The organism is Aerococcus tenax (assembly GCF_003286645.3).
GTDB lineage: Bacteria > Bacillota > Bacilli > Lactobacillales > Aerococcaceae > Aerococcus > Aerococcus tenax.
Window position 1 is genome coordinate 1,003,230 of the sequence record NZ_CP127382.2, and the last position, 23,259, is coordinate 1,026,488.

General features: G+C 37.0%; 17 protein-coding genes. 12 read left to right on the forward strand and 5 right to left on the reverse strand.

The features are described from left to right. Window positions 1-15: 15 nt before the first annotated feature. Window positions 16-627 (reverse strand): glycerol-3-phosphate 1-O-acyltransferase PlsY, encoded by a 612-nt coding sequence (gene plsY, locus DBT50_RS04845; RefSeq protein WP_181566075.1) that lies wholly within the window; start codon window positions 625-627, stop codon window positions 16-18. A gap of 142 nt (window positions 628-769) precedes the next feature. Here plsY and parE point away from each other — a divergent pair, with 142 nt between their 5' ends. From parE to DBT50_RS04885, 8 genes are all read left to right on the forward strand, one after another. After that, the gene (gene parE, locus DBT50_RS04850; protein WP_111853215.1) at window positions 770-2,845 is read left to right on the forward strand and encodes a DNA topoisomerase IV subunit B; all 2,076 of its coding nucleotides are present in this window, start codon (window positions 770-772) and stop codon (window positions 2,843-2,845) included. Continuing rightward, window positions 2,835-5,291, forward strand: coding sequence for a DNA topoisomerase IV subunit A (parC, locus tag DBT50_RS04855; RefSeq protein WP_111853216.1), 2,457 nt, complete (start codon window positions 2,835-2,837; stop codon window positions 5,289-5,291). The genes parE and parC overlap by 11 nt, the downstream gene beginning before the upstream one ends. Window positions 5,292-5,423: 132 nt before the next feature. Then, the gene (locus DBT50_RS04860) at window positions 5,424-6,359 is read left to right on the forward strand and encodes a manganese-dependent inorganic pyrophosphatase (RefSeq protein WP_102723018.1); all 936 of its coding nucleotides are present in this window, start codon (window positions 5,424-5,426) and stop codon (window positions 6,357-6,359) included. Between the two features lie 379 nt (window positions 6,360-6,738). After that, window positions 6,739-9,522, forward strand: coding sequence for an AAA family ATPase (locus tag DBT50_RS04865; protein ID WP_253286068.1), 2,784 nt, complete (start codon window positions 6,739-6,741; stop codon window positions 9,520-9,522). Between the two features lie 3 nt (window positions 9,523-9,525). Continuing rightward, window positions 9,526-10,152 carry a hypothetical protein gene (locus DBT50_RS04870; RefSeq protein ID WP_111853217.1) on the forward strand — a complete coding sequence of 209 codons (627 nt, stop codon included), beginning with the start codon at window positions 9,526-9,528 and terminating at the stop codon, window positions 10,150-10,152. A gap of 649 nt (window positions 10,153-10,801) precedes the next feature. After that, window positions 10,802-11,755: an ABC transporter substrate-binding protein gene (locus DBT50_RS04875; protein ID WP_258455384.1), complete on the forward strand. Its 954-nt coding sequence runs from the start codon at window positions 10,802-10,804 to the stop codon at window positions 11,753-11,755. Window positions 11,756-11,759: 4 nt separating this feature from the next. Beyond that, window positions 11,760-12,650, forward strand: a complete 891-nt coding sequence (locus DBT50_RS04880; protein ID WP_111853218.1) for an ABC transporter permease — start codon at window positions 11,760-11,762, stop codon at window positions 12,648-12,650. A 13-nt stretch (window positions 12,651-12,663) separates the two neighbouring features. Continuing rightward, complete coding sequence (locus tag DBT50_RS04885) at window positions 12,664-13,473, forward strand: ABC transporter ATP-binding protein (protein WP_111853219.1); 810 nt, start codon at window positions 12,664-12,666, stop codon at window positions 13,471-13,473. Window positions 13,474-13,543: 70 nt separating this feature from the next. Here the strand turns inward: DBT50_RS04885 and DBT50_RS04890 are convergent, their stop codons facing one another. Beyond that, complete coding sequence (locus DBT50_RS04890; protein ID WP_111853220.1) at window positions 13,544-14,233, reverse strand: MurR/RpiR family transcriptional regulator; 690 nt, start codon at window positions 14,231-14,233, stop codon at window positions 13,544-13,546. 218 nt (window positions 14,234-14,451) lie between these two features. Between DBT50_RS04890 and DBT50_RS04895 the strand changes: the two genes are divergently transcribed. The 4 genes from DBT50_RS04895 to folK all read left to right on the forward strand — a co-directional run bounded on the left by DBT50_RS04895 (window position 14,452) and on the right by folK (window position 19,235). Next, window positions 14,452-16,323 carry a flavocytochrome c gene (locus DBT50_RS04895; RefSeq protein WP_111853221.1) on the forward strand — a complete coding sequence of 624 codons (1,872 nt, stop codon included), beginning with the start codon at window positions 14,452-14,454 and terminating at the stop codon, window positions 16,321-16,323. A 30-nt stretch (window positions 16,324-16,353) separates the two neighbouring features. Then, window positions 16,354-17,688 carry a GntP family permease gene (locus DBT50_RS04900; protein WP_111853222.1) on the forward strand — a complete coding sequence of 445 codons (1,335 nt, stop codon included), beginning with the start codon at window positions 16,354-16,356 and terminating at the stop codon, window positions 17,686-17,688. A 243-nt stretch (window positions 17,689-17,931) separates the two neighbouring features. Continuing rightward, window positions 17,932-18,765: a dihydropteroate synthase gene (gene folP, locus DBT50_RS04905; RefSeq protein WP_111853223.1), complete on the forward strand. Its 834-nt coding sequence runs from the start codon at window positions 17,932-17,934 to the stop codon at window positions 18,763-18,765. Beyond that, window positions 18,762-19,235, forward strand: a complete 474-nt coding sequence (gene folK / locus DBT50_RS04910) for a 2-amino-4-hydroxy-6-hydroxymethyldihydropteridine diphosphokinase (RefSeq protein ID WP_318602908.1) — start codon at window positions 18,762-18,764, stop codon at window positions 19,233-19,235. The genes folP and folK overlap by 4 nt, the downstream gene beginning before the upstream one ends. 582 nt (window positions 19,236-19,817) lie before the next feature. Here folK and DBT50_RS04915 read toward each other — a convergent pair. The 3 genes from DBT50_RS04915 to DBT50_RS04925 form a co-directional block, all read right to left on the reverse strand. Further along, a complete protein-coding gene (locus DBT50_RS04915) occupies window positions 19,818-20,234 on the reverse strand; it encodes a hypothetical protein (protein WP_070560177.1) in 417 nt (138 codons plus the stop codon). 132 nt (window positions 20,235-20,366) lie between these two features. After that, window positions 20,367-21,956 carry an ATP-binding cassette domain-containing protein gene (locus DBT50_RS04920; protein WP_111853225.1) on the reverse strand — a complete coding sequence of 530 codons (1,590 nt, stop codon included), beginning with the start codon at window positions 21,954-21,956 and terminating at the stop codon, window positions 20,367-20,369. 279 nt (window positions 21,957-22,235) lie between these two features. Beyond that, window positions 22,236-23,105 carry an LD-carboxypeptidase gene (locus DBT50_RS04925; RefSeq protein WP_070560174.1) on the reverse strand — a complete coding sequence of 290 codons (870 nt, stop codon included), beginning with the start codon at window positions 23,103-23,105 and terminating at the stop codon, window positions 22,236-22,238. Window positions 23,106-23,259 lie beyond the last annotated feature (154 nt).

Genomic DNA, 23,259 nt, shown 5'->3' on the forward strand with positions numbered 1-23,259 from the left:
AGATGACGCGATTTTTTATTGTTTATTTTTCTTGTACCCTAAACCAAATGGCACTTTAGCTTCTTTACCAGCTAGGATGCGTTTAATATTATCTTTGTGGCGGAAAATGATTAGAAGGGTAATGAATAAGATCAAAATCCTAATCGGAACAGCATAATGAAAAGAAATGATAGAAGCTGCGATCATGGCTATAATGCTCGCTAGACTAACCATTCTAAAAAGATAGAGAACAATGAAAAAGACCGCAATCCCTCCTAAGGAAGCCAGGGGCGCTAGAGCTAAGCCAACACCAAAACTGGTCGCTACGGCTTTTCCACCTTTGAAGTGGAGAAAAAGTGAAAAGGTGTGTCCTAAGATAGCCGCCAAACCAAAAAGCATGCTATCAATATCAGTAAAGTGAGAACTGTAATTAGCAATAAGAACCGGTAGCATTCCCTTTACCATATCGCACAGGAATACCAATAAGCCACCCTTAGGACCAAAGGCACGGAAGGCGTTGGTCGTACCAATATTTCCTGAACCTACCCCCCGAATGTCTTTGTGGTAAAGATACTTACCGATAACCACACCGAATGGAATTGAGCCCAGTAGATATGAAATAAATAGGAAGATAAGATTAATTATCATTAGCTGATTCCTTTCTATTCAGTTATTGGTATTATAGCATAAGTCAAAGGGAGCGTTTGAGCTAGAAAAAAATTTTGCAATTTAATGAAATTAAAGTATTATGGTAAATATGCATATAAATAGGTTAGAGGAGATGCACTGCATGGCAAAAAATTCTAAGGCAACTTATGATGAGTCATCCATTCAAATATTAGAAGGCTTAGAAGCGGTTCGTAAGCGACCAGGAATGTATATCGGGTCAACCGATAATCGCGGCTTACATCACTTGGTCTATGAGATTGTAGACAATTCCATTGATGAAGCTTTAGCGGGCTACTGTGATGAAATTTCTGTGACCATTCATGAAGATAATAGCGTTACGGTAACTGATAATGGACGGGGAATGCCCATTGGTAAACATAGTAGTGGCAAACCAACTGTTGAAGTGATTCTGACCGTCCTTCACGCGGGGGGAAAATTTAGCGAAAGTGCTTATAAGACCTCTGGAGGGCTCCACGGAGTAGGATCTAGTGTTGTTAATGCCCTATCTGATTCCTTAGAGGTTACCGTTTACCGGGATAATAAAAAGTATTATCAAAGCTTTAGTCAGGGCGGTAAGCCTCATAAGCCTAAGTTAACCAGCCATAAAAGTAAGCAGACTGGAACAAGTATTCACTTTCACCCCGACCCTAAAATCTTTGGTGCAACGGAATTTAACAGTGACACCATTAAAGAACAATTAAGGGAAAAGGCCTTTTTAACTAAAGGCTTAGCGATTCATTTTACTGATGAAAAAAATGCTAGCCAGGAAAGCTTTCACTATGAAGATGGTCTGGTCGAATTTATTCATTATTTAAATGAAAATAAAGAAGTTCTCCAAGAGGTCACTTATATTGAAGACAAGGATAAAAGTTCTAATATCGAAATGGAATTAGCCTTTCAATATAATGATGGCTATTCTGAGACCATCTTGTCCTTTGTTAATAATGTGCGCACCCCTGATGGCGGAACCCATGAAACCGCCTTAAAAACTGGGATGACCAAGGCCTTTAATGAGTATGCTAGAAAGGTTAATCTGATTAAACCCAAGGAGAAAAACCTAGAAGGCTCAGATGTTCGTGAGGGCTTTACAGCGGTCATCTCTGTTAGGATTCCTGAAGAAATCTTACAGTTTGAAGGACAAACCAAGGGGAAATTAGGGACTCCACAAGCGCGTTTAGCCGTAGAAAATATGGTCAACACCCATTTATCGATCTATTTATTAGAAAACGGCGAAATAGCGCAGATGTTAGTTCGTAAGGCTCTAAAAGCGCGCCAGGCCCGAGAAGCAGCTCGTAAGGCTAGGGAGGAAAGTCGCCACGGCAAAAAAGGCAAGAGTAAAGAAACCTTACTTTCCGGTAAACTCACTCCCGCACAAAGTAAAAATACCAAGAAAAATGAACTCTTCTTGGTCGAAGGAGATTCAGCGGGCGGTTCCGCCAAGCTAGGGCGGGACCGTAAATTCCAAGCTATTCTTCCGTTAAGAGGAAAGGTTTTAAATACGGAAAAGGCAAGCCTAACCGATATTCTTAAAAATGAAGAACTAAACACCATTATCCATACCGTAGGTGCAGGCGTGGGGCCAGAGTTTGATATCCATGACTCTAACTATGATAAAGTGATCATCATGACCGATGCGGATACTGACGGGGCCCATATTCAAGTCTTACTCTTGACTTTCTTTTACCGCTATATGCGACCCTTAATTGAAGCGGGCAAGGTCTATATTGCTATGCCGCCTTTGTATAAACTCTCCCGAGGCAAGGGCAAGAATGAAAAGATTGCGTATGCCTGGACAGATGAAGAACTCGCCCAAGCGACTAAAAAGTTTGGTAAGGGCTATACCCTCCAACGGTATAAAGGTTTGGGGGAAATGAATGCCGATCAATTATGGGATACCACCATGAATCCAGAAACCCGAACCCTTATCCGTGTCACCCTTGATGACTTATCCCAAGCCGAAAAACGGGTATCTGTGTTGATGGGAAATAAGGTTGAACCACGTCGGGATTGGATTGAAGATAATGTCCAATTTACCATGGATGAAGAAGATAAGTTATTGGAGCACGCCAACCATGAAGAGAATGATGCGATCGAAGCTAGTGAGTTAATCGCTCAATCGGACCAAGTCACAAGTATGAGTGATCAGGAAGGGCAAATGGATTTATTTGATGAAGGAGCTGAAGTGAATGGCGATTGATATTCAAGAATTAAGCCTTGATGAAGTGATGGGCGATCGTTTTGGTCGTTATTCCAAATATATTATTCAAGACCGCGCTTTACCTGATATCAGGGATGGGCTAAAACCTGTCCAACGGCGTATTTTATATGCTATGTACCATGATGGCAATACTTCAGACCATGCTTTTAGAAAGTCTGCCAAAACCGTTGGGAATGTGATTGGTAATTACCACCCTCACGGGGATAGATCAGTTTATGAAGCTATGGTGAGAATGAGTCAAGCTTGGAAAAACCGCATGCCCCTGATTGATATGCATGGGAATAATGGGTCCATGGACGGCGACCCTGCGGCTGCCATGCGTTATACTGAAGCACGATTATCTAAGCTGGCCGATGAACTACTTAAGGACTTAAACAAAGATACTGTCGATACCATTTTGAACTTTGATGATACTGAGGAAGAACCTGTTGTTTTACCTGCTGGCTTTCCTAATTTACTAGTCAATGGCTCACAGGGAATTTCAGCAGGTTACGCTACCGAAATTCCTACCCACAATCTGGGGGAAGTCATTGATGCAGTCAATTACTATATTGATCACCCTAAAGCTAAGGTAGAAACCCTGATGAAGTATCTTCCCGGCCCTGATTTTCCCACTGGGGGTATTATCCAAGGGAAAGACCAGCTGATTAAAGCCTATAAAACGGGTCGAGGCAAGGTAGTAGTTCGAGCACAAACGGAAGTGGAGTCGCTTAAGGCAGGCCGTAAACAGATCGTAATTACAGAGCTGCCTTTTGAGGTCAATAAGGCTGATTTGGTCCGTAAGATGGACGAATTACGCCTCAATCGAAGTATTGATGGGGTCCTGGAAGTCCGTGATGAATCTGACCGATCTGGTTTACGTATTATTGTTGAACTGAAGAAAGATGCTGATGCCGATCAAATTTTACAGTATTACTTTAAGCATACTAATTTACAAATCAACTATAATTTCAATATGGTAGCCATTAACAAGCAACGTCCGGAACAGGTTGGTTTAATTGCGATTATTCAAGCCTATATCGACCATCGCAAAGACGTGGTGAGTCGTAGAACCCAATATGACTTAAACAAGGCTCAAAGCCGCCGCCATATTGTTGATGGTTTGATTAAGGCTATTTCCATTCTTGACCAAGTGATTGCAATTATTCGCAACAGTACTGATAAAAAGGATGCCAAAAATAACCTGATTAATGAGTATCAATTTTCTCAGGCGCAAGCAGAAGCCATCGTCACCTTACAACTCTATCGCTTAACCAATACTGATATTACGGCTCTGCAGGAAGAAAAGTTATCTCTAAATGAAGCCATTAATCAATACCAAGCGATTTTAAGCGATGAAACGATTTTGATGAAGTTAATTCAATCAGAATTGAAGGCTATCAAAAAAGCTTATGCTACTGACCGCTTGACCAAGATTGAAGCTGAGGTAGAAGAAATAAAAATTAAGAAAGAATTTTTAATTCCTGATGAAGAGGTCGTTACTGTAGTAACCCGGGGCGGTTATATTAAGCGCTCTAGCCTAAGAAGCTACCAATCCTCTAATTTCTCTGACTTGGGCTTAAGAGATGGTGACCATGTCTTATACTTAGCTGCGCATTCAACTTTAGATAATTTAGTCCTTATTACTAATAAAGGAAATTATGTTTTCCAACCAGTTTATGAAATGCAAGAACTTCGCTGGAAAGACCTTGGTGAGCACCTTTCTCAACGCATCCCTATTGCTTCCGATGAGAAGATTATCCAAGTCTATCCCTACGCTAAGGATAGTCAAGATACGATTGTCCTTGCTACTCGAGAAGGGATGATTAAACAAAGTAAGCTCAGTGAATTGAAGAAAATCCGGGGCCATAAGAATAAAGCTTCTCAAATTATGCCTTTATCCAGCCCTCTTGATGAAGTGGTTAACTGCTATTTAGTCAATAACCAAAACGATAAGCAAAATGGCGAAGTGATCTTATTTACCGCCTTAGGTTTTAGCCTGCGTTACCAAATCAGTGAAATTAATACGGTGGGTTTACGTGCCAAGGGGGTTATTTCCATCAACCTTAAGGACCAAGACCAGGTGGTTAATTTTGTCTACCAAGACCAGGTGGATGAGGACCAGCAAATCCTCCTTGCCACACAGCGAGGTTATATGAAACGGATACGTTGGCGGGATATTCAAACCATGACGCGGGCTAAGCGAGGGCTGATGGTGCTGCGTGAGGTTAAATCAAAACCCCACCGCTTAGTTCAAGCCCTAGAGGTTGAATCGACCCAAGAAGTCTATGAATTATATACCAGTAATGGGGAATTAAGCCAGATTAAAGCGGTCGATGTTCCCCTCCATGAACGCTATAGTAATGGTTCACAAATTGTTGATGAAGAGCGTTTTGGTGAATTGCTTAATGTCATTCCCCTATATAGAAAAGATCCAGAAAAATAAGTGACCTAATCACTGGATTTACGATTTATTCTATTAACAATTGGGCCTGCTTTTGTTACACTAAATATAAATTTGAAATAATTCTTTTGAATACTTTATTTATACTATTCAGAGTAAAAGATAGGAGTTACTATGAGTAAAATTTTAATTTTTGGCCACCAAAATCCTGATATGGATGCGATTACCAGTGCTATTTCCTTTAGCTATTTATTAAATACCCTAGGTTATGATACCGAACCCGTTGCTTTAGGAGAGGCTAATGACGAAACTAAATATGCCCTAGACCATTTTAATCATGAAGGCCTTCGTGTGATTGAAAAAGCCGGTGATGAAACTGATACCGTAGCTTTAGTGGACCATAACGAGTTCCAACAATCTGTTGCAGATATAAAAGACCTTAATGTCTTTGCCGTGGTCGACCACCACCGGGTAGGAAACTTCGAAACCTCTGCACCACTTTATTACATTGCTAAACCTTTAGGATGTACCCAAAGTGTGATTTATGACCTTTACCAAGAAAAGGGCGTTGAAATCCCTCAACAAATTGCAGGATTAATGTTATCAGGGATTATCTCTGACACCTTACTCTATTCTTCTCCAACCTGTACCGAAAAAGACAAGGAAATCGCTAAAAAACTAGCTGAAATTGCTGGAGTGGACGATGAAAGCTACGGAACCGAAATGCTTAAGGCTGGTGCTAATGTTGATGATAAATCAGCTGTAGAAATCGCTGATGGAGACGCGAAATCCTTTAATATGGGTGGCAAAGAAGTCCGCATTGGCCAAGTGAATGTGGTTGATGCTAACGATGTCATCAAACGTAAGGATGAAGTCCTTAAAGCCATGAAAGAATTACTAATTAATAATAATTACGATGCTTTCTTATTGGTGATCACCAACATCTTAACCAATGACTCAGAAGGTCTATTAGTTGGCGATGATTCCTTAACTAAGAACTTTGAAAAAGCCTTTGATGTAGATGTTACAGACCATCAATTAGCCTTGAAGGGCATTGTTTCGCGTAAGAAACAAATTGTCCCTCCATTAACAGATTCCTTTGAAGGCTAATCTAGTCTTTGATTAAGTATTAAATGAATATAAATAAAATGTCACAATGATAAGATTGTGGCATTTTTTTGTGTGTTGACAGGATTATCTAGGAATTGAATAATTTATTATATATGAAAGTTTATATTTTGGGTTTAAGGAATAGTTTTGGATTTCATACTAATATTATATAAATATAAAAAAAGTTTATAAAAATTTTATTAAAATATAACTCTTATATAAAATTAATGTATAATATTTTCTATACTCCCGTGTTAATTTACTTCTTAATTATGGGAATAGCTCAATAGGCTATTATTTCACGACGTCGATCATTTATGACGTCGGATAAAATATCTTAAAAATAGAAGCATAGATGAACTTGTAATGGAGTGAAAATATGTCATTTTATAAAGTTGGAATAGGCGATGATGCCTGGGATTTTAAAGAAGCCTATAAAAAGGCAAATAATGGCGATACTATCGAATTTGAGCCAAATTATGCTTTAGAGCAATCATATATAACTAGCTTAAATATTGCTAAATCACTTAACTTTATTGGAAATATTGAATCCAAAAGTGATGGGGAACAATTATTTACTAATGCTATTAGAGTACCGATTCTTGTTACGGGTGGGGCGAAAGTAACATTTACTGACTTATGGATTGACCGTGTTTATAAAGATTGTATAGCAATTCATATTTTAAATAGGTCTAGTGTAACTTTGAGAAATTGTATTGTAAATGCTGTGAATAACAGTCAAAAAAATTTGATAATTTCTGGGAAGAGTGGATCTAATCTCACTATGATAGATTGTGCAACCTATCCCCAAAATTCAGATTTTCAGAAATATATAAACCTTATTGATTCTAAAGGAACATTCAGCAATTCAACTTTTTATTCGAACTTATGGTTCGTAGGATCAAAAGTAGATATATCTAATTGCATAATGATAAATTATGGAGGTAGTGTAGTTAGGCCACGTTCTTCTAATTTAACTATTAGGCAATCTCGTATTGAAGGGGGCAGTAAAGAAGGTTATTATCCTGCACTTATTATAAATAATTCGTCCGTAACAGTAGATAGCTCATCAATTATTCAGGAAATGAAAAATGGTGAAAGCTTTACTGAGTCAGTCTGTTCTAGAGATGGATCTAATCTGAATTTTTCTGATTCTTTTGTGAGTTCCATATTTACATACGATTCTAAATTATTTTTGAATTCATTAGAAATCTCTTATATTTTATCTCTTAATGATTCATCACTAGCTAGGATTCAACAGTGTGTTAATTTTCAAGGAAATAATAACGAGAAAATTGATTTGTTAGTAAGGAACAATTCGGCTTTGATTGCTGACGAGATAAAGATTAATCGATTATTTGATCCTAATATTCGAGTTAAGCAAGGTTCGCACTTATATATTAATCAGTTAGACTATGTTTATGGATCCGCATCAGATCTATTTTTGGAAGCAGATGAAACAAGCTATTTCAATCTTTTAGCTGAAAAGCAAGAGCTAACTGAAGAAAAACAAGTTCCTCAAAATCCAGGAAAAGTAGAGAGAAACCCCCAAAATTCCATGGAAAAATTAAATAATTTAGTTGGTCTCACTAAGGTCAAAGAAGAAATTCATAAAATGATTCGGATGGTGGAATTCAATAAGCACAGAATAGCTAAGGGACTCAAACCCCAAAAGGTTGTCCTGCATTCCGTTTTTATGGGAAATCCAGGGACGGGAAAAACAACATTGGCTCGAATCCTAGGGGAAGTCTTATTTGACTACGGTATTTTTAAGGGCGATGAATTGAAATTTATTGAGGTAAAAGAGGCAGACCTTATTTCTGGCTATGTGGGTCAAACTGCTATTCAAACACAAAATATTTTAGACCAAGCTAAGGGCGGTATCCTTTTCATTGATGAAGCTTACACTTTGAATAAGAAAGATGCTAATGTCAATTTTGGGCAGGAAGCGATTAATACGCTTTTAACCTTCATGGAAGATAATCGTGAGGATACGATGATTATTTTTGCGGGCTATACGAAAGAAATGGAACAGTTCCTTAAAACCAACCCGGGCTTAAAATCAAGGGTACCTAATACCTTCCTCTTTGAAGATTATACGGCTGATGAAATTATTGCCATGGGAGAGAAACAGTTAAAGGCAAATGATTATATATTAGAAGATAGCGATTATTATAAGCGGAATGTTTCCAGGGTATACAATGCCTCCTTAGATCGAAGTAATGGACGCTGGATCCGCAATTTTAATGAAAAACTTTATAAGGCCTTGGCTGATCGTTGCTATAAAAATGAACAATTTGAAGATCTTAATACCATCACTAATCAAGATATTGATGAGGTCCTAGGTAAGCATGTCGGTTATGAAGTGAAAACTGGAAAGGATGCCTTTGACTCCTTGAATGAATTGATCGGACTATCAAAGGTAAAACAGCAGATTTCAGATTTTGTGCATTTAGCAGAATTAAATCGTCGTCGTGAAGAAGAAAATGGTGGAGAAGCTAAATTTACCCTCCATTCACTCTTCTTAGGAAATCCAGGAACAGGAAAGACGACTGTTGCTCGTATTCTAGGTGAAATTTTCTATCAAAAGGGAATTATCGCTCAAAAGAAATTTATCGAAGTATCGAGAAGTGATCTTGTCGCTGGCTATGTGGGTCAAACCGCTTTGAAAACGAGAGAAGTTTTGGAATCCGCTTTAGGCGGGGTTCTCTTTATTGATGAAGCTTATTCATTAGCTAATAGTAATGATAATTTCGGCCAGGAAGCTATTAATGAGATCCTTAAATTTATGGAAGACCACCGTCAAGATATTATCATTGTTTTAGCGGGTTATACCAAGGAAATGAATGCATTTCTAAGCACTAACTCTGGCTTAACTAGCCGTATTCCAAATGTTTTTGATTTTGAAGATTACTCTGAAGATGAGATTGTAGAAATCGGACATTTAGGATTGAGCAAGCAAAGTTACAAGTTCAATGAATCACTTTATGGAGAGGTCATTAAAAAAGCTTATGCAGGCTCGAATGACCACAGCAATGGTCGCTGGATCAGAAATGTTAATGAGCGACTGATTAAGCACCTATCTAGTCGAGTAGCAAACGACCCGCACGCGGATATCAACCAAATCACGGATGAGGATATTTTAAAATTATTGGAGGATTAAAAAATGGCAGATAAAGACTATGTTCAACCACCCAAAAAATATGTTAACGTAAATAAGATATATGTTCAGCCGCCGAAAAAAGATGCATCAGTAAATAAAGAATACGTTCAACCCCCCAAAAAGGATGAGCTGTTTACAAATTCAATGAATAATGAAAATATCTATGAAAGTCCCAATAGTAATGAGCAAACATTAGAAGGTCAGGATAAAGGTGAATCTTTTTTGCAATCCATTAAAAACCATCTTGCTCCTGAATATAGGGAGGAATATAACGTTCGCCGCTTTTTTGGCTGTCTCATGGTATTTTTAATTTTGTTCGGTGGGAGTGGCGCAATATTGTTTAGTTTAGGAGGCCTGATTACCTTAGTCTGGACATTTTTGGCTTGGGAATTTTGGCATTATTCCTTCTGGAGTTACAATCGTGGATTTATTAATAACTTTTTACAGAATATTATTTATTTTGGCTCTTTCTCTTCATTGCTTGGGAGGGCTATCCTTCAAAATTTCCTGGTTCTTTTATGGGTCTCCTTTATCGCCCCTATCTCTGGATTTCTCGCCTGGCGGCAAGCAGTAAGGCATCATAGACCATTAACTATAGATAATGAGAGAACAAGAGTCTGGAGAGATTAATTAAAAGTGGCTTTTAATTTACTTATTTTCTTAAAGCATTTTGAAAGGTCTTTGATTTTGATGTCACTAACTATCAAATCGCCTTAAAGGACACTGTTTGGTGTAAAAACAAAGGTAAGTCTATTAAGAGACTCATTTGAAGGATAATTGTCTATTTTTAATTAGACAAGTCAAATTAAAATAAGTAGATTGAAGCTGGCTTTGTCTCAATAAATTTCAAATTGTTTGAATATTAAAACAAGAAAGTCGTTGACATTTATCAATTTCCTGCTTATGATGAATGTATCTTAATAAAAAGGACGTAAGAGAAATGTTAGCAATCCAATTCAATTCGCATATGGTTTTATCTTTAGATATCACCACTAATACATATTACTATAGCTATTTTAGATAATGTTTGTAGCTGTGACACTATCATAGATACAAACAAACGCAAGTTTTTGTATCTATGATGGCTACAGTTTTTATGTGTTCAAGCCATCTGGAATGATAAATTCTAATGGCTTGAGGCGAATTCTTTTGGAATACACTCTCAAAAGGTTCAATTAGTTTTTATCGAAACTAATTGAACCTTTTTTGCTTTTATTAAGACTGTGTTGTTAGAAATAAAGAAAATAGTGATTTTAGACATTAGAAAGAGGAGATTAGGATGAAAAAACAAGTGATGAAAATAATGAGCTTAGGAGCATTAGCTCTTGGACTAATGGGTTGTGGCCAAGGGAAAGAGAACGATCAAAAAGAAATTGGCATCATTCAATACGCAGAACACCAAGCACTGAATGATTCCCATGAAGGTTTCCTAGAAGGATTGGCTGAAGGCGGCTTAAAAGATGGAGAAAAGATTAAAGTCGACTACCAAAATGCCCAAGCAGACCAATCCAATCTCAATAGCATTGCTCAGGGGATGAAAGGACGAAAAGATCTCGTCTTTACAATTGCTACGCCCGCTGCTCAAGCAGCACTCAATGCTGATAAGGAAATGCCTACTTTATTTACCGCAGTCACCGATCCTGAAGCGGCCAATCTGGTTAAATCAAACGATCATCCAGGGACCAATGCTAGTGGGACTAGTGACAGAGCTCCCGTTGAAAAAGCGGTCGACTTGCTCTTGAAGATTAACCCAGAAATGAAGACAGTCGGCATGCCTTACAATTCAAGCGAGGTCAATTCTGAAATTCAATTTACTGCCTTTAAAGAATACGCTGAAAGTAAAGGTCTAAAGGTCGAAGCTCAAACGGTAACCACAAGCAATGAAGTGCAATCTGCAATCACTGCTTTAGCTAAAAAGGTAGATGGTATTTGCTTACCGACTGATAATACCATTGCCCAAACCATTCCTACTATCGGTAAAGTAGTAAAAGAAGAAAAAGTTCCAACAATTGGCGCAGAAAGTGCTCATATTGAGGGTTGTCTTGCGACCTACGGAGTTAATTTCAAACTTTTGGGCCGTCAAACTGCTGAAATGGCCCTTAAAATTTTAGAAGAGGGGGCTGATATTAGTGAGATGCCAGTAGAAAAAGCTAATGAATTCGAATTACAAGTGAATGAAGAAATGGCAAGCGCACTTGGAATCGATACCGAGCAGCTGAAGAAGGGAGAATAGAACAATGGCCATCATTATTTCTAGTATTTCACAGGGCTTGATGTGGACTATCTTAGCCTTTGGGGTTTATTTAAGCTTTCGCATCTTAGATATTGCTGATATGTCTGCTGAGGGAAGCTTTCCTCTCGGGGCAGCGGTATGTGCCAAGCTGATTGTTTCGGGTTGGCATCCCTTATTAGCTACCTTGCTCGCTTTCCTTGCTGGTATGCTGGCAGGATCAGTGAACGGTTTTATGATTAATAAGATGCATATTCCAGCCTTATTATCAGGGATTCTAACCATGACCGGACTCTACTCAGTAAATATCCGCATCATGGGTCAAGCTAATACTCCCTTATTAGGTGAAGCCAACCTAATGGATAGCCTCTATAATCTGGGCTTTAATTCCACAGCTGCTTCCTTAACCATCAGCTTGATTTTCGTCATTTTAGTGATCTTTATTTTGGTTGTATTTATGAATACTGAGTATGGTTTAAGTCTAAGGGCGACCGGGGATAATCCCCTTATGGCGGAAGCCAATGGTATTCGAACTGATCAAATGAAATTAGTTGGCCTGATGATTTCAAACGGTTTGATCGCGTTATCGGGAGCGATTATCTGTCAAAATAATGGTTATGCCGACATTGCCATGGGGACAGGAACCATTGTTATTGGTTTAGCAGCAGTTATAATAGGCGAGGTTATGTGTCGTGATTTGAGCTTTGGTAAGCGCCTAGTAACGATTGCTATTGGGGCAGTGATTTATCGCTTAATTATTGACTTTATCATGCAACAGCAAGTCATTCCTGTCTTACCAAGTGATATAAAAATCTTATCTTCCCTCGCCCTAGCGATTATCCTCTTTGCTCCTTATGCCAAGAGTCAAATCGAGCACAAGACAAAACAAACGCAGTAGAAAGGTGGTTACTATGTCAGAATTATTGAAATTAAAGCAGGTAAACAAAGTTTTTAATATGAATAGTGCTAATGAAAATCATGTGATCAAAGACTTTAATTTGACTATTCATGAAGGGGAATTTGTTTGTGTGATTGGATCCAATGGGGCAGGAAAATCAACTCTATTAAACTTAATTGCTGGAACCCATCCTGTGACTTCTGGGCAGATCTTTTTAAAGGGAAAAGAGATTACTCAAGATCCTGCCTTTAAACGTGCTGGTCAGATTAGTCGGGTTTTTCAAGACCCACAAATGGGCACTGCTCGCAACTTAACCATTGAAGAAAACCTCGCTATTGCTTATAAAAGAGGGGAGAAGCGGTCTTTTAATCTGGCGGTTACTGAAGACATGCGGCAAGTTTTTCATAGAGAATTAGGCCGAATGAAGCTGGGTCTGGATCAACGTTTAACTACACCAGCTGCTAATTTATCAGGCGGGCAACGCCAGGTGTTAACCCTCTTGATGGCTATTTTGCAGAAGCCAGAACTTTTACTCCTGGATGAACATATTGCAGCTCTTGATCCCCGGACCAGTGCTATGGTTATGGACTTAACAGACCAATTAATTTCAGAACATCAATTAACCAGCTTAATGATTACTCATGATATGAACGACGCTTTAAGCTATGGAAATCGTTTAATTATGCTTCATGAAGGGCGAATTGTGGTTGATGTGAGTGGAGACGATAAGAGAAAATTGTCAGTAGAAGATCTAATGGATCTCTTTAAAAAGAGTGTTGGTCATCAATTAGTTAGTGATGAATTATTACTCAATACCAAGTAAAAGAAGCCCATAAAGAGCAGCCCAGTGAATCGCTTACCAATCCACTGGGCTTTTTAGTATTGATTGCTTGTTATCTATCTAATCTTTTCAAGGAATCAGCGATTAATTCCTCAAAATAAATGAGTGTTAGGCCAAAAAAGACTTGGGCTTTATATTCCTTATACCGAAAAATAGAATAGGATTTGGTGTCAATTGTTAATTGCGCATTTTTTTGTAGCTGACCACTCGGATTACCGGTAAATACCACATATTCTACACCGTTCTTATGGGCAAGTTGGGCTAAACGTAGGAGATATTCGGTCTCCCCAGAATGACTAATGAAAATAATAACGGCTTCATCAGCAAAGGTTTTATTGATGAATTCCTCATAAGTATTACTTATGGAGCGAAAACCAAAAGTATTTAAGAGGTCAGACATATAATTGGCTAAGTGTAAGGAAAAGCCTAGACCCATAAAAATAAATAGCTTATCTTGGTATTTTTCAATCATTTTATAAAAAGCATCACCATAGCAATCGATGATTGATTGTTGGCTGACGTGCATTTCTTTTTCACGTTCTTGGTTAAATTGAAATAATAATTCACTATAACCAGAGAAGTTCATTTTTTTGGCTAAATGGATAATGGTTGCCGGGGAAACATAGGCTTTTTCTGCTAGCTCGCGGATCGTTAGCTTGGCATCAGACTGAATTAGATGTTTTAAAATATCAACTTCAGTGTCAGTTAAATGATATTTACTGATAATACGGTCTAATTTCATTTAATTACCTCATTATATTTATTAATAAGTTACATTATAACATTTTTACAAGAATCCATGATAGCGATTACTTTAATCACTAATGGGTTATTTTCTATTTTGTTTATTTTGAAATTGAACATGTTTATATTAACTCCTAAAGTATAGTAACAGCTATTCTTAATATGTTATCCTTATCACGAACACAGGTTATCTATTTATTTTTAGGAGGTATAAAGATGACAAAAGGTCTTTTTGAACCAGGTAGTTATTCTGTTAGAGCAGCAGGACACAATGGGTCTTTACCTATGGAAGTCACCCTGACTGACGATCGCATTAAGAGTATTGAGATTGATACTAGTGGTGAAAGTAAGGGAATCACTTCACCAGTCTTTGAAAGAATTCCTAAAGCAATTATTGAAGGCCAAACCCTCAATGTCGATACCGTCAGTGGAGCGACAGTAACCAGTAAGGGGATTTTGGCAGGTGTTGCCGACGCTATTGAAGCAGCCGGTGGGGACCCTGAAGAATTCCGTAATCGCCCTAAATACCAAGCTGACCAAGCTGAAAGTCCTGATGAAAAAACTGCTGATGTGGTTGTATTAGGTTCAGGTGGAGCCGGTTTATCAGCAGCAATCGGTGCCGTTGATAAGGGAGCTAAGGTCATTCTTCTTGAAAAATTCCCTTCACTCGGCGGAAATACTACTCGGACTGGGGGACAAATTAACTCTGCTGACCCTGAATGGCAAAAAGGCTTTGATGCTTTCCCAGGGGAAGTCAATAACTTAAAGGGAATTTATCAAATGGACGAAGCGGACATCCCAGAAGCCTATCGCCCACAATTCCGTGAGTTAAAAGACGAGCTAGAAAAATACTTTGCTGATATGGAAAACGGAGAAAATTACCTCTTTGATTCAGAAAACCTCTTCTGTATCCAAACCTTATTAGGAGGAACCCGGAAAGACTTAGATGGTCATGTTACCTATGGTAATTACGACTTAGTATCTAATTTAACCCACAAAGGTCGTCAAACTATTGAATGGATGAAAACCAAGGGCGTTGAATTTGATGAAGAGCATGTTACTGAACCTGTGGGAGCTTCCTGGCGCCGTGCCCGTGAACCAATTCCTACTGGTGGTTACGGCTTTATTGACCCCTTGCAAAAATACTTTACCCAACAAGGTGGGGAAATTATTACTGACTGCCAAGCCAAAGAATTACTGGTAGAAGACGGTAAAATTGTTGGTGTGAAAGCTCAATTCAGTAACGGCAATGACTTAACCGTTCACGCTAAGAGTGGGGTAGTTATGGCTACTGGTGGCTACTCAGCTAACTATGAAATGGTCAAAAAATATGATAATTACTGGGGTAATCTTCCTGAAACTATTCCAACAACCAATTCACCAGCTTTAACCGGTGATGGTATTGCAATGGGGTTATCAGTTAATGCAGCTCTAGTAGATATGGGCTTTGCTCAATTGATGCCTAGTGCCGACCCTATTACAGGTAATATCTTTAGTGGGATTGACTGTCCACCTTCCGATTTCGTCTTTGTTAACTTAGAAGGTAAACGTTTTGTTAATGAATATGGGACCCGTGACCAACTTTGCCAAGCAATCTTTGACCAAGGTGGATTGATTTACAATATTTCTGATAAGAATATTGCGGCAACCCGTTTCAATTCTACTGATGAACAACTCGAAAATGATATTAAAAATGATGCTTGCTTTAGAGCAGATACCTTAGAAGAACTTGCTGAACAAATCAATATTGATCCTGAAGTTCTGGTTGATACCATTGAGAAATATAACCAATATGTTGAGGATGGACACGACCCTGAATTTAATAAGGGTTCATTCAACTATAAGGTAGAGGTTCCTCCATTCTACGCGACTCCAAGAAGTCCTGCAACTCATCATACCATGGGTGGTTTGAAAATCAATGTGAATGCCCAAGTAATCAATGAAGATGGTGAAGTTATTGATGGCTTATTTGCAGCTGGTGAAGTTGCAGGTGGTATTCACGCAGGGAACCGTCTTGGCGGAAACGCCTTAATTGACATCTTTACTTACGGAAGAATTGCTGGCGAAAACGCTGCAAGCAATCGATAGTCTTTAGAACAAGGAAAGGTGTATTAACTTATGGAAGCTATTGGTATTATTGGGCTAATTGTAGCCATAATTAGCGTCATTTACCTTTCATTTAAAGGTTTAAGCATGGTAGTGGCAGCGCCACTATCTGCTTTAATTATTATCTTATGTAACCAAATGGATATCTTTGGATCATTAATTGGTCCAGAAAATTCTTATATGGCAGGATTGGCCGGCTTTTTAATTAAGAACTTCGGGATCTTTATCCTGGGTGCTATTTTAGGCCAATACATGGATAAAAGTGGGGCAACTGTTTCTATCGCTAACTTTATTTTAGACAAGGTTGGTACTGAAAGTGCCTATAAAGTGCTGGTAGCCTTAACCTTTATTGGAGCCTTATTAACCTTTGGTGGTATTAGTATTTTTGTGGTTTTCTTTACTTTAATTCCTCTTGCCAGACCGATTTTTAAGAAACTAGACATTAACTGGAAATTATTATCTATTCCGTTATATTTAGGAGCCGGGACCTTTACCATGTCCATGATCCCGGGCACTCCGTCCGTACAAAATGCTATCCCTACAACGACACTAGGCACGAGCTTAACGGCTGCTCCAGTGCTTGGGATTATTTCTACTGTAGTCATGCTGGGCTTTGGTCTATGGTATATGAAATACGAACTCGACAAGAGTCAAGCAAAAGGGGAAGGTTTCTATTCATATCTTGAGGGAGATACGAGTCAGATCGAAGAAGACGTCGTTGAACATTCTGATAATGACCTACCATCCTTTGTGACCAGCATTATTCCTTTGGTTATTTTAATTGCGACTATTATGATTTTTTCAAACGTTGATAATATCATCTTAATTGCCTTAACCATTAGCATTGTCTTATCTGCGTTCTTATTTAAATCTTATTTACCTAAGCAAACAGAAGTCTTAAATGCTGGTGCTACAGGCTCAGTAGGCTCTTCCTTTGGGGCAGCAAGTGCTGTGGCCTTTGGAGCGGTATTAACCAGTGCGCCAACCTTTGACGCAATTAAACAAGCCATCCTTAATATTCCTGGACCACCATTAGTTAGTTTAGCGGTTGCAACTGCTATTCTTTCAGGGGTTATGGCTGCTTCAGGTGCCATTGGGACAGTTATTACCCAATTAGCACCAACTTACTTATCAATGGGGATTCCAGCTGAAATTATCCACCGTATCGTTGTTATTGGTGGTGGAGTAATTACAGTTGTTCCTCAATCAGGAGTTGTCTTAACCTTTAACAATATTAGTGGTTTAGACTTCAAACATGGCTTTAAAGAAGCATTTATTGTAAGTAACGGTGGCTTCTTATTATCCTTAATTGTTACTGTCATTGTGGCACAAATCTTCTACTTGTAAGATTTAACAAGCTTTAAATAGCCCCCAATTAAAGAACAGGATTAGAAAGTCCTGTTCTTTTTCTTTGGTGCGCCTGGTATAGGGAAGAACTCGGTGGTGAAATTCTAGCTTTTCGATCACACTATAAAAATATTCCAAACGATATGCTTTATATGCTATTATTTTATAATACCTAGAAGTCAGTAGTGATTCAAAAAGAAATGCTGAGTCAATGGTGAATATGCTAGTTAAGAGAGGGAAATTATGCATAGTTTTGTTTTAAGAGATGGTAGAAAAATTGCTTTTCATCAAACTGAAATTATGGGAATTATTAATATTACTAAAAATTCATTTTACAAAGAATCTCGTGTTTCAGAAGAAAGTTTAATGCAGAGGGTAGATCAGTTTATTCAAGAAGGTGCCTTTATTTTAGATATTGGAGCAGAATCAACACGTCCCGGTATAGATCCAGTTGATGAGCATACTGAAATTCAAAATATCCAAAGAGCAGTAAGTATGATTAGAGAAAAATATCCTAACATCTTATTGTCTATTGACACTTATCGGGCCACAACGGCGGAAGCAGCTATATTAGCCGGTGCGGATATTATTAATGATATCTCTGGACTCACTTTTGATGAGAGAATGGCTGATGTAGTTGCTAAATATCAAGTGCCTATAATTATTATGCATATAAAAGGCAAACCTAAAGACATGCAAAATGATCCGCATTACGATGACTTAATTACTGAAGTAGAAGAATTTTTTGACCAGCAAATTCAATTGGCCCTTGATCACGGCATTCAAAGAGATAAGATTATTCTAGACCCTGGTATTGGTTTTGGAAAAAATTATGATCACAATGTCAGTTTAATTAAGAATATCGACTTTATGAAAAAATATCAGCTTCCTATTCTTTTGGCAGTATCCAGAAAAACGTTTATCGGTCAACGTCTGGGGGGATTAGAACCTAGTCAGCGTTTGGAAGGGACAATTGCTGTTTCCTGTTTTGCAGCCATGAAAGGAATAGAAATGGTGCGGGTTCACGATGTTAAAGAAAATTTACGCGCGATTCGGGTGATGGAGTTATTTAAATGAAAACAACAGTATATTTAGCTATTGGTTCTAATATAGGAGGGCTCAGCAAGAATCTAGATCAAGCTGTGCAAGCCGTTGATGCCTTGGAAGGCACAAAAGTCACTAAAAGATCAGCCAATTTATCTAATGCTGCTTACGGGGTAACTGATCAGGATGATTTTCTCAATGGGGTTATCGAAATCATAACGGATTTAGCTCCTTTGGATTTATTAAAAGCTATAAAGAAGATTGAAAAAGAAATGGGGCGGACAGAGACTTATCGATGGGGACCACGTCTGATAGATATTGATATTATCTTTTACGGAGACATAGTCTTGGATAGTCAAGAATTGACGATTCCGCATATTGACATGGTCAATCGTGACTTTGTCTTAGGGCCTTTAAAAGAAATCGCTCCTAATAAAAAGCATCCCATCTGCAAAAAGACGGTAAGCGAATTGTACCAAGATTTAATTGATCGTAATCAATAATATATTAGAAGTAGCGTTTATTAGCTAGAATTGCAAAGCAAGCTAATAAACGCTATTTATTGTACTTGAATTAAAGAAGAAGGGAAAACTTTATTAGTTAATTACTCTCGATAATATATATTATGTTAACTAGAAAAGATAAAAAATAAAATAAGCTAAATATATTCAATCTTATGAAGAAAATAATAAAATTTAGTGAATTTCCTTATGAGCAATCTTATGTAGTTAATTCCGTTCGCACCTTAGTATTGCTTCTTGGAGTTCGCTCGCATATGATTAATGGTCTTGGCCAACAATAATTTATGTCTATCTCTACTTGTAGATAAGTATCTTTCAAAGCGATAGCACCATATTTTCTATATAAGACAATCTATTAATTTTTCTTTTAATAGATAATTTTATATCTACAGAATTTCATCAAATCCTTCCTTATTTAGCTTATAGCCTGTAACGAAACGTATAATTCTTCAGCTTTTATACTGAATTTGCAGCAGAATCGCTCTCAATTAAGCTAATTGCCATTATAAAAAGCCTAGATTTCTAAAAGATGCATCTAGGCTTTTTATCGTACAAATCAAATTTTTAATTATTTAAACTTTCCTTTACATAAACATAGGCATACCACTCTAGACCAAATTCTCTAAGCAATAATGTATAAATTGCTTGCCAATGCTTATTGTTCTTCAGTAAATAAACTTGATCAAAAAATTCTTCATTATATTGGTCGGTACCAATAAAGTCGTTCTTCATACCTACTAAATATTTTACGTAGCCATCATCTAACAAATCTAATATAGCTCTTAAATGATTTGCTACAAAATAAGTACCTGTATGATAAGGTAATTTTTTATTATTTTCAATGCCGTAATGTCCAAAGACGCTATTTCTTGACTCTTTAAAGTCCGGATTAGACCAATCTAAGGCTAAAATATGCCAGTCACCATATGTCTCTAGTTTGCAGGGAATATTTAAAGCAAACTGCCCACTAAGATATTTCATTATGCTAGTCACCACCTTGTTTACACTATATTTTTAATATAGATTCTTCCACCCTAGCCTGTTTTATTCTATCAATAAAAGCACAATATAGTTAAGTATACAAAATCTTATAAAGAGATATTCAAGTATTTCTTAACTAGCAAAATAGTGATTTAAATCAATTACTTCATCGAATTGTTTACCTGCCCGATCAATATCAACATGGCTGACATAAATAAGGGTTTTATCTAAATTGATTAGTTTATTTTCTATCTTCATTAAGCTTTCGTAGTCAATACCAGCAGAAAATTCGTCTAATAATAGAATATCTTTCTTCATTAGTAAAGCTCGAGCAAGACAGACTCTTTTATCCTCTCCGCCGGATAGACTGACTTCTCCACTAGAAATCATCATATCTAAACTGTCTTCGTTGGCCCATTGGCTTAACTCAACAAAGTGTAATACTTCAAATAATTCATCATTAGAATAATCATTAGAAAATAAGGTCAGATTATCCTTCAAACTAGCACTAAACACGTGAGGTTGTTGCGGAACATAGCCAATATGTTCAAAAAGATTACTTTCCTTAATAGTCTTAACATCAAGGCCATCTATTTTAACGCTGCCCTTATAGTCACTTTGCTCTCTTAAAATAGCCTTTAGAATTGTTGTCTTGCCAATACCACTCTTTCCTATTAGTAAATACTTTTTATTTTTCTCAAAGGAAACATTAAGTGCCTTACTGTCCTTTCTATTTTTTAAGGAAAATTGATGAAGGGAAATGATATTAAAGTCCTTCACTGTATGACTTGCTTGATCGACCTCTATAAATTCTTGGGAAAGTGCATCTAAAGTCTTTTTACCACTAATATATTTTGTCAGTAAATCAGAAGAAGTATATATAGGAAAGGCAATTCTTGCTAATAATTGAGAGAATGCAATCATTCCCCCTAGTGTGAGTTGACCATGGATAATAAATAGACCACCTATGATCCAAGTCCCAAAATAGAGAAGATTTGAAAACAATTGATTCAAGCTGACAACCGTGTATTGTGATTTTTCAACTTGAACTTGTTTATTTAAGAGATTTAAGGTTCTTTTTTCGAATAATTTTAAAATACTCAATTCCTTATTTGCTACGCGCCAGTCAGTTGATCCTCCAATCAAATCTTGGATAGTAGCTACTGATGAATTGGTTTCCTCGATAAGCTCCTCCTGTTTCTTCTCTAACTTATTTTTAAATAAAAATGCTACAAATAAATTAGGAAGGCTTAGGACAATTGATAAGATAGACAGGATAGGATTAAAGTATAAAGAAACAATAACCGCTACAAGTAGCTGGCAAATGAGATAGCCACCCCAATAAATCGAGTAAAAATAATTGGCTTCGACTTGATTAATTTGTGTGGTTAAGGAAGCTAAAAGTTTATCATTCTTTTCCCCTGTTAGTAAATCAAGCGGTAATCTTTGAATATTTGCAAAAATCTGTTTGCGAAAAACATAGGCTGACTTTTTACTTAATACGGCAGTTAATAATTGCTGGAAATAATAGATCAGCGTTTGAACTAATATAAAGGCAATGGTCAAAAGAGATACGATAATAAATCTACTTTCACCTAAGTTTATAGCATCAATAATAAATTGCATCAAATAGGCTTCACTGACCATAGCTACAGATAATAAACATGTGAGAAAGGCATAGATAAAAATATCTTTTCTTAATATTCTGTAAATAGATTCCATTAAGCTCTCCTTTAATTTTATTGATTTATTTTGGCGCCGTAAAATCGACTTGTCAATAAAAATATAACTTTTTAATCAAATTAAATATCAAGAAAAGTATACTATATAACTAGAAAAATGATTAACTTAGCCCGTTTTTTAAGGTACACCTTGTCCTTTTATAATTATTTATAGTCATATATTAAAGTAAAAAAGCACAATAGAATGTATCTACTGTGCTAGAGTACCCGCTAATTTTATTTTTATGCCATTACAAAATACAGAAGATTTAACCAGTAATTAATCCAATTGGGCATTTAAGGATAGCTCTTGACCGATAATTAGTGGTAATGAATCTTTTTGGTGTCCTATGGCTTCCGTTGATACTAACGGGAGTTCAGGGTTAGTATACTCCTTAACAATATCTATTAGATAATCTCTACCTATTTTACTATCGAATTCGGTAAAAGATCCTAATATTAAACCGCTTATTTCTTCAAAAACAGCTAATTGTTGTAATTGAGCTAAATAAGTTCTTATACGACCTTCCAAGCCAGAAAAACTTTCTAAAAATAAAATTTTCTCCTTTAAATTAGGCCAATAAGAGGTACCTGCTAATTTTAAGAAACAGCGTATGTTACCACCTAATACTAAACCCCTTAAGGAACTCCCCTGAATAAATTCAGAATTTTCCTGGATATATTTGTTGACTAGCTTTTTTGCCTCAGTATCCTTTAATAAACTGGTAAAAGCCTCAAATTGCATATTACTACTTTTGTCAACTAAATGACGTACCTGAAAAAGTACAGAACTTTTACCTGTTTGACTATAGATGGCATTAATGACAGTAGTTAAATCGGAATAACCGAATAATTTGCATGACGAATTTTTAATTGCTTTATAATCTAAATAGCAAATAGTTTCATTAGCAATATCCCCGCCAGATAAGTCAAAGATATAATCAATTGCGGGATTTTTAAAATATTGGTTGACAATTTCAGCGCGTCGTTTGGCATTAACTGCTCCAATTTTAGAGTCACTAAATAAGGCATCCGCTTGGTAGTGCACCTTAATAGAAAGATTTTCTAATAACCTGATTAGGTCGACTAGTGAATCCTTTTGATTATGGCTTAGTCCATTGGATAAGGCAACTAAGGCAATTTCTTGCATAATACTCCCCTATTTCTTATTCTTATAATGATATGCATAGCTTAAACAAATGATTATTGAAAGGATTAAATATAAGACCATAAAACGATTATTTGGCACTCGTGATATTAACATTCCCCATAATATCAAACTTAGAGCAAAAAAAATCTTTTCA

Coding starts and splice junctions, on each gene's coding strand:
- plsY (WP_181566075.1), bottom strand. CDS start 627: ATGATAATTAATCTTATCTTCCTATTTATTTCATATCTACTGGGCTCA.
- parE (WP_111853215.1), top strand. CDS start 770: ATGGCAAAAAATTCTAAGGCAACTTATGATGAGTCATCCATTCAAATA.
- parC (WP_111853216.1), top strand. CDS start 2,835: ATGGCGATTGATATTCAAGAATTAAGCCTTGATGAAGTGATGGGCGAT.
- DBT50_RS04860 (WP_102723018.1), top strand. CDS start 5,424: ATGAGTAAAATTTTAATTTTTGGCCACCAAAATCCTGATATGGATGCG.
- DBT50_RS04865 (WP_253286068.1), top strand. CDS start 6,739: ATGTCATTTTATAAAGTTGGAATAGGCGATGATGCCTGGGATTTTAAA.
- DBT50_RS04870 (WP_111853217.1), top strand. CDS start 9,526: ATGGCAGATAAAGACTATGTTCAACCACCCAAAAAATATGTTAACGTA.
- DBT50_RS04875 (WP_258455384.1), top strand. CDS start 10,802: ATGAAAAAACAAGTGATGAAAATAATGAGCTTAGGAGCATTAGCTCTT.
- DBT50_RS04880 (WP_111853218.1), top strand. CDS start 11,760: ATGGCCATCATTATTTCTAGTATTTCACAGGGCTTGATGTGGACTATC.
- DBT50_RS04885 (WP_111853219.1), top strand. CDS start 12,664: ATGTCAGAATTATTGAAATTAAAGCAGGTAAACAAAGTTTTTAATATG.
- DBT50_RS04890 (WP_111853220.1), bottom strand. CDS start 14,233: ATGAAATTAGACCGTATTATCAGTAAATATCATTTAACTGACACTGAA.
- DBT50_RS04895 (WP_111853221.1), top strand. CDS start 14,452: ATGACAAAAGGTCTTTTTGAACCAGGTAGTTATTCTGTTAGAGCAGCA.
- DBT50_RS04900 (WP_111853222.1), top strand. CDS start 16,354: ATGGAAGCTATTGGTATTATTGGGCTAATTGTAGCCATAATTAGCGTC.
- folP (WP_111853223.1), top strand. CDS start 17,932: ATGCATAGTTTTGTTTTAAGAGATGGTAGAAAAATTGCTTTTCATCAA.
- folK (WP_318602908.1), top strand. CDS start 18,762: ATGAAAACAACAGTATATTTAGCTATTGGTTCTAATATAGGAGGGCTC.
- DBT50_RS04915 (WP_070560177.1), bottom strand. CDS start 20,234: ATGAAATATCTTAGTGGGCAGTTTGCTTTAAATATTCCCTGCAAACTA.
- DBT50_RS04920 (WP_111853225.1), bottom strand. CDS start 21,956: ATGGAATCTATTTACAGAATATTAAGAAAAGATATTTTTATCTATGCC.
- DBT50_RS04925 (WP_070560174.1), bottom strand. CDS start 23,105: ATGCAAGAAATTGCCTTAGTTGCCTTATCCAATGGACTAAGCCATAAT.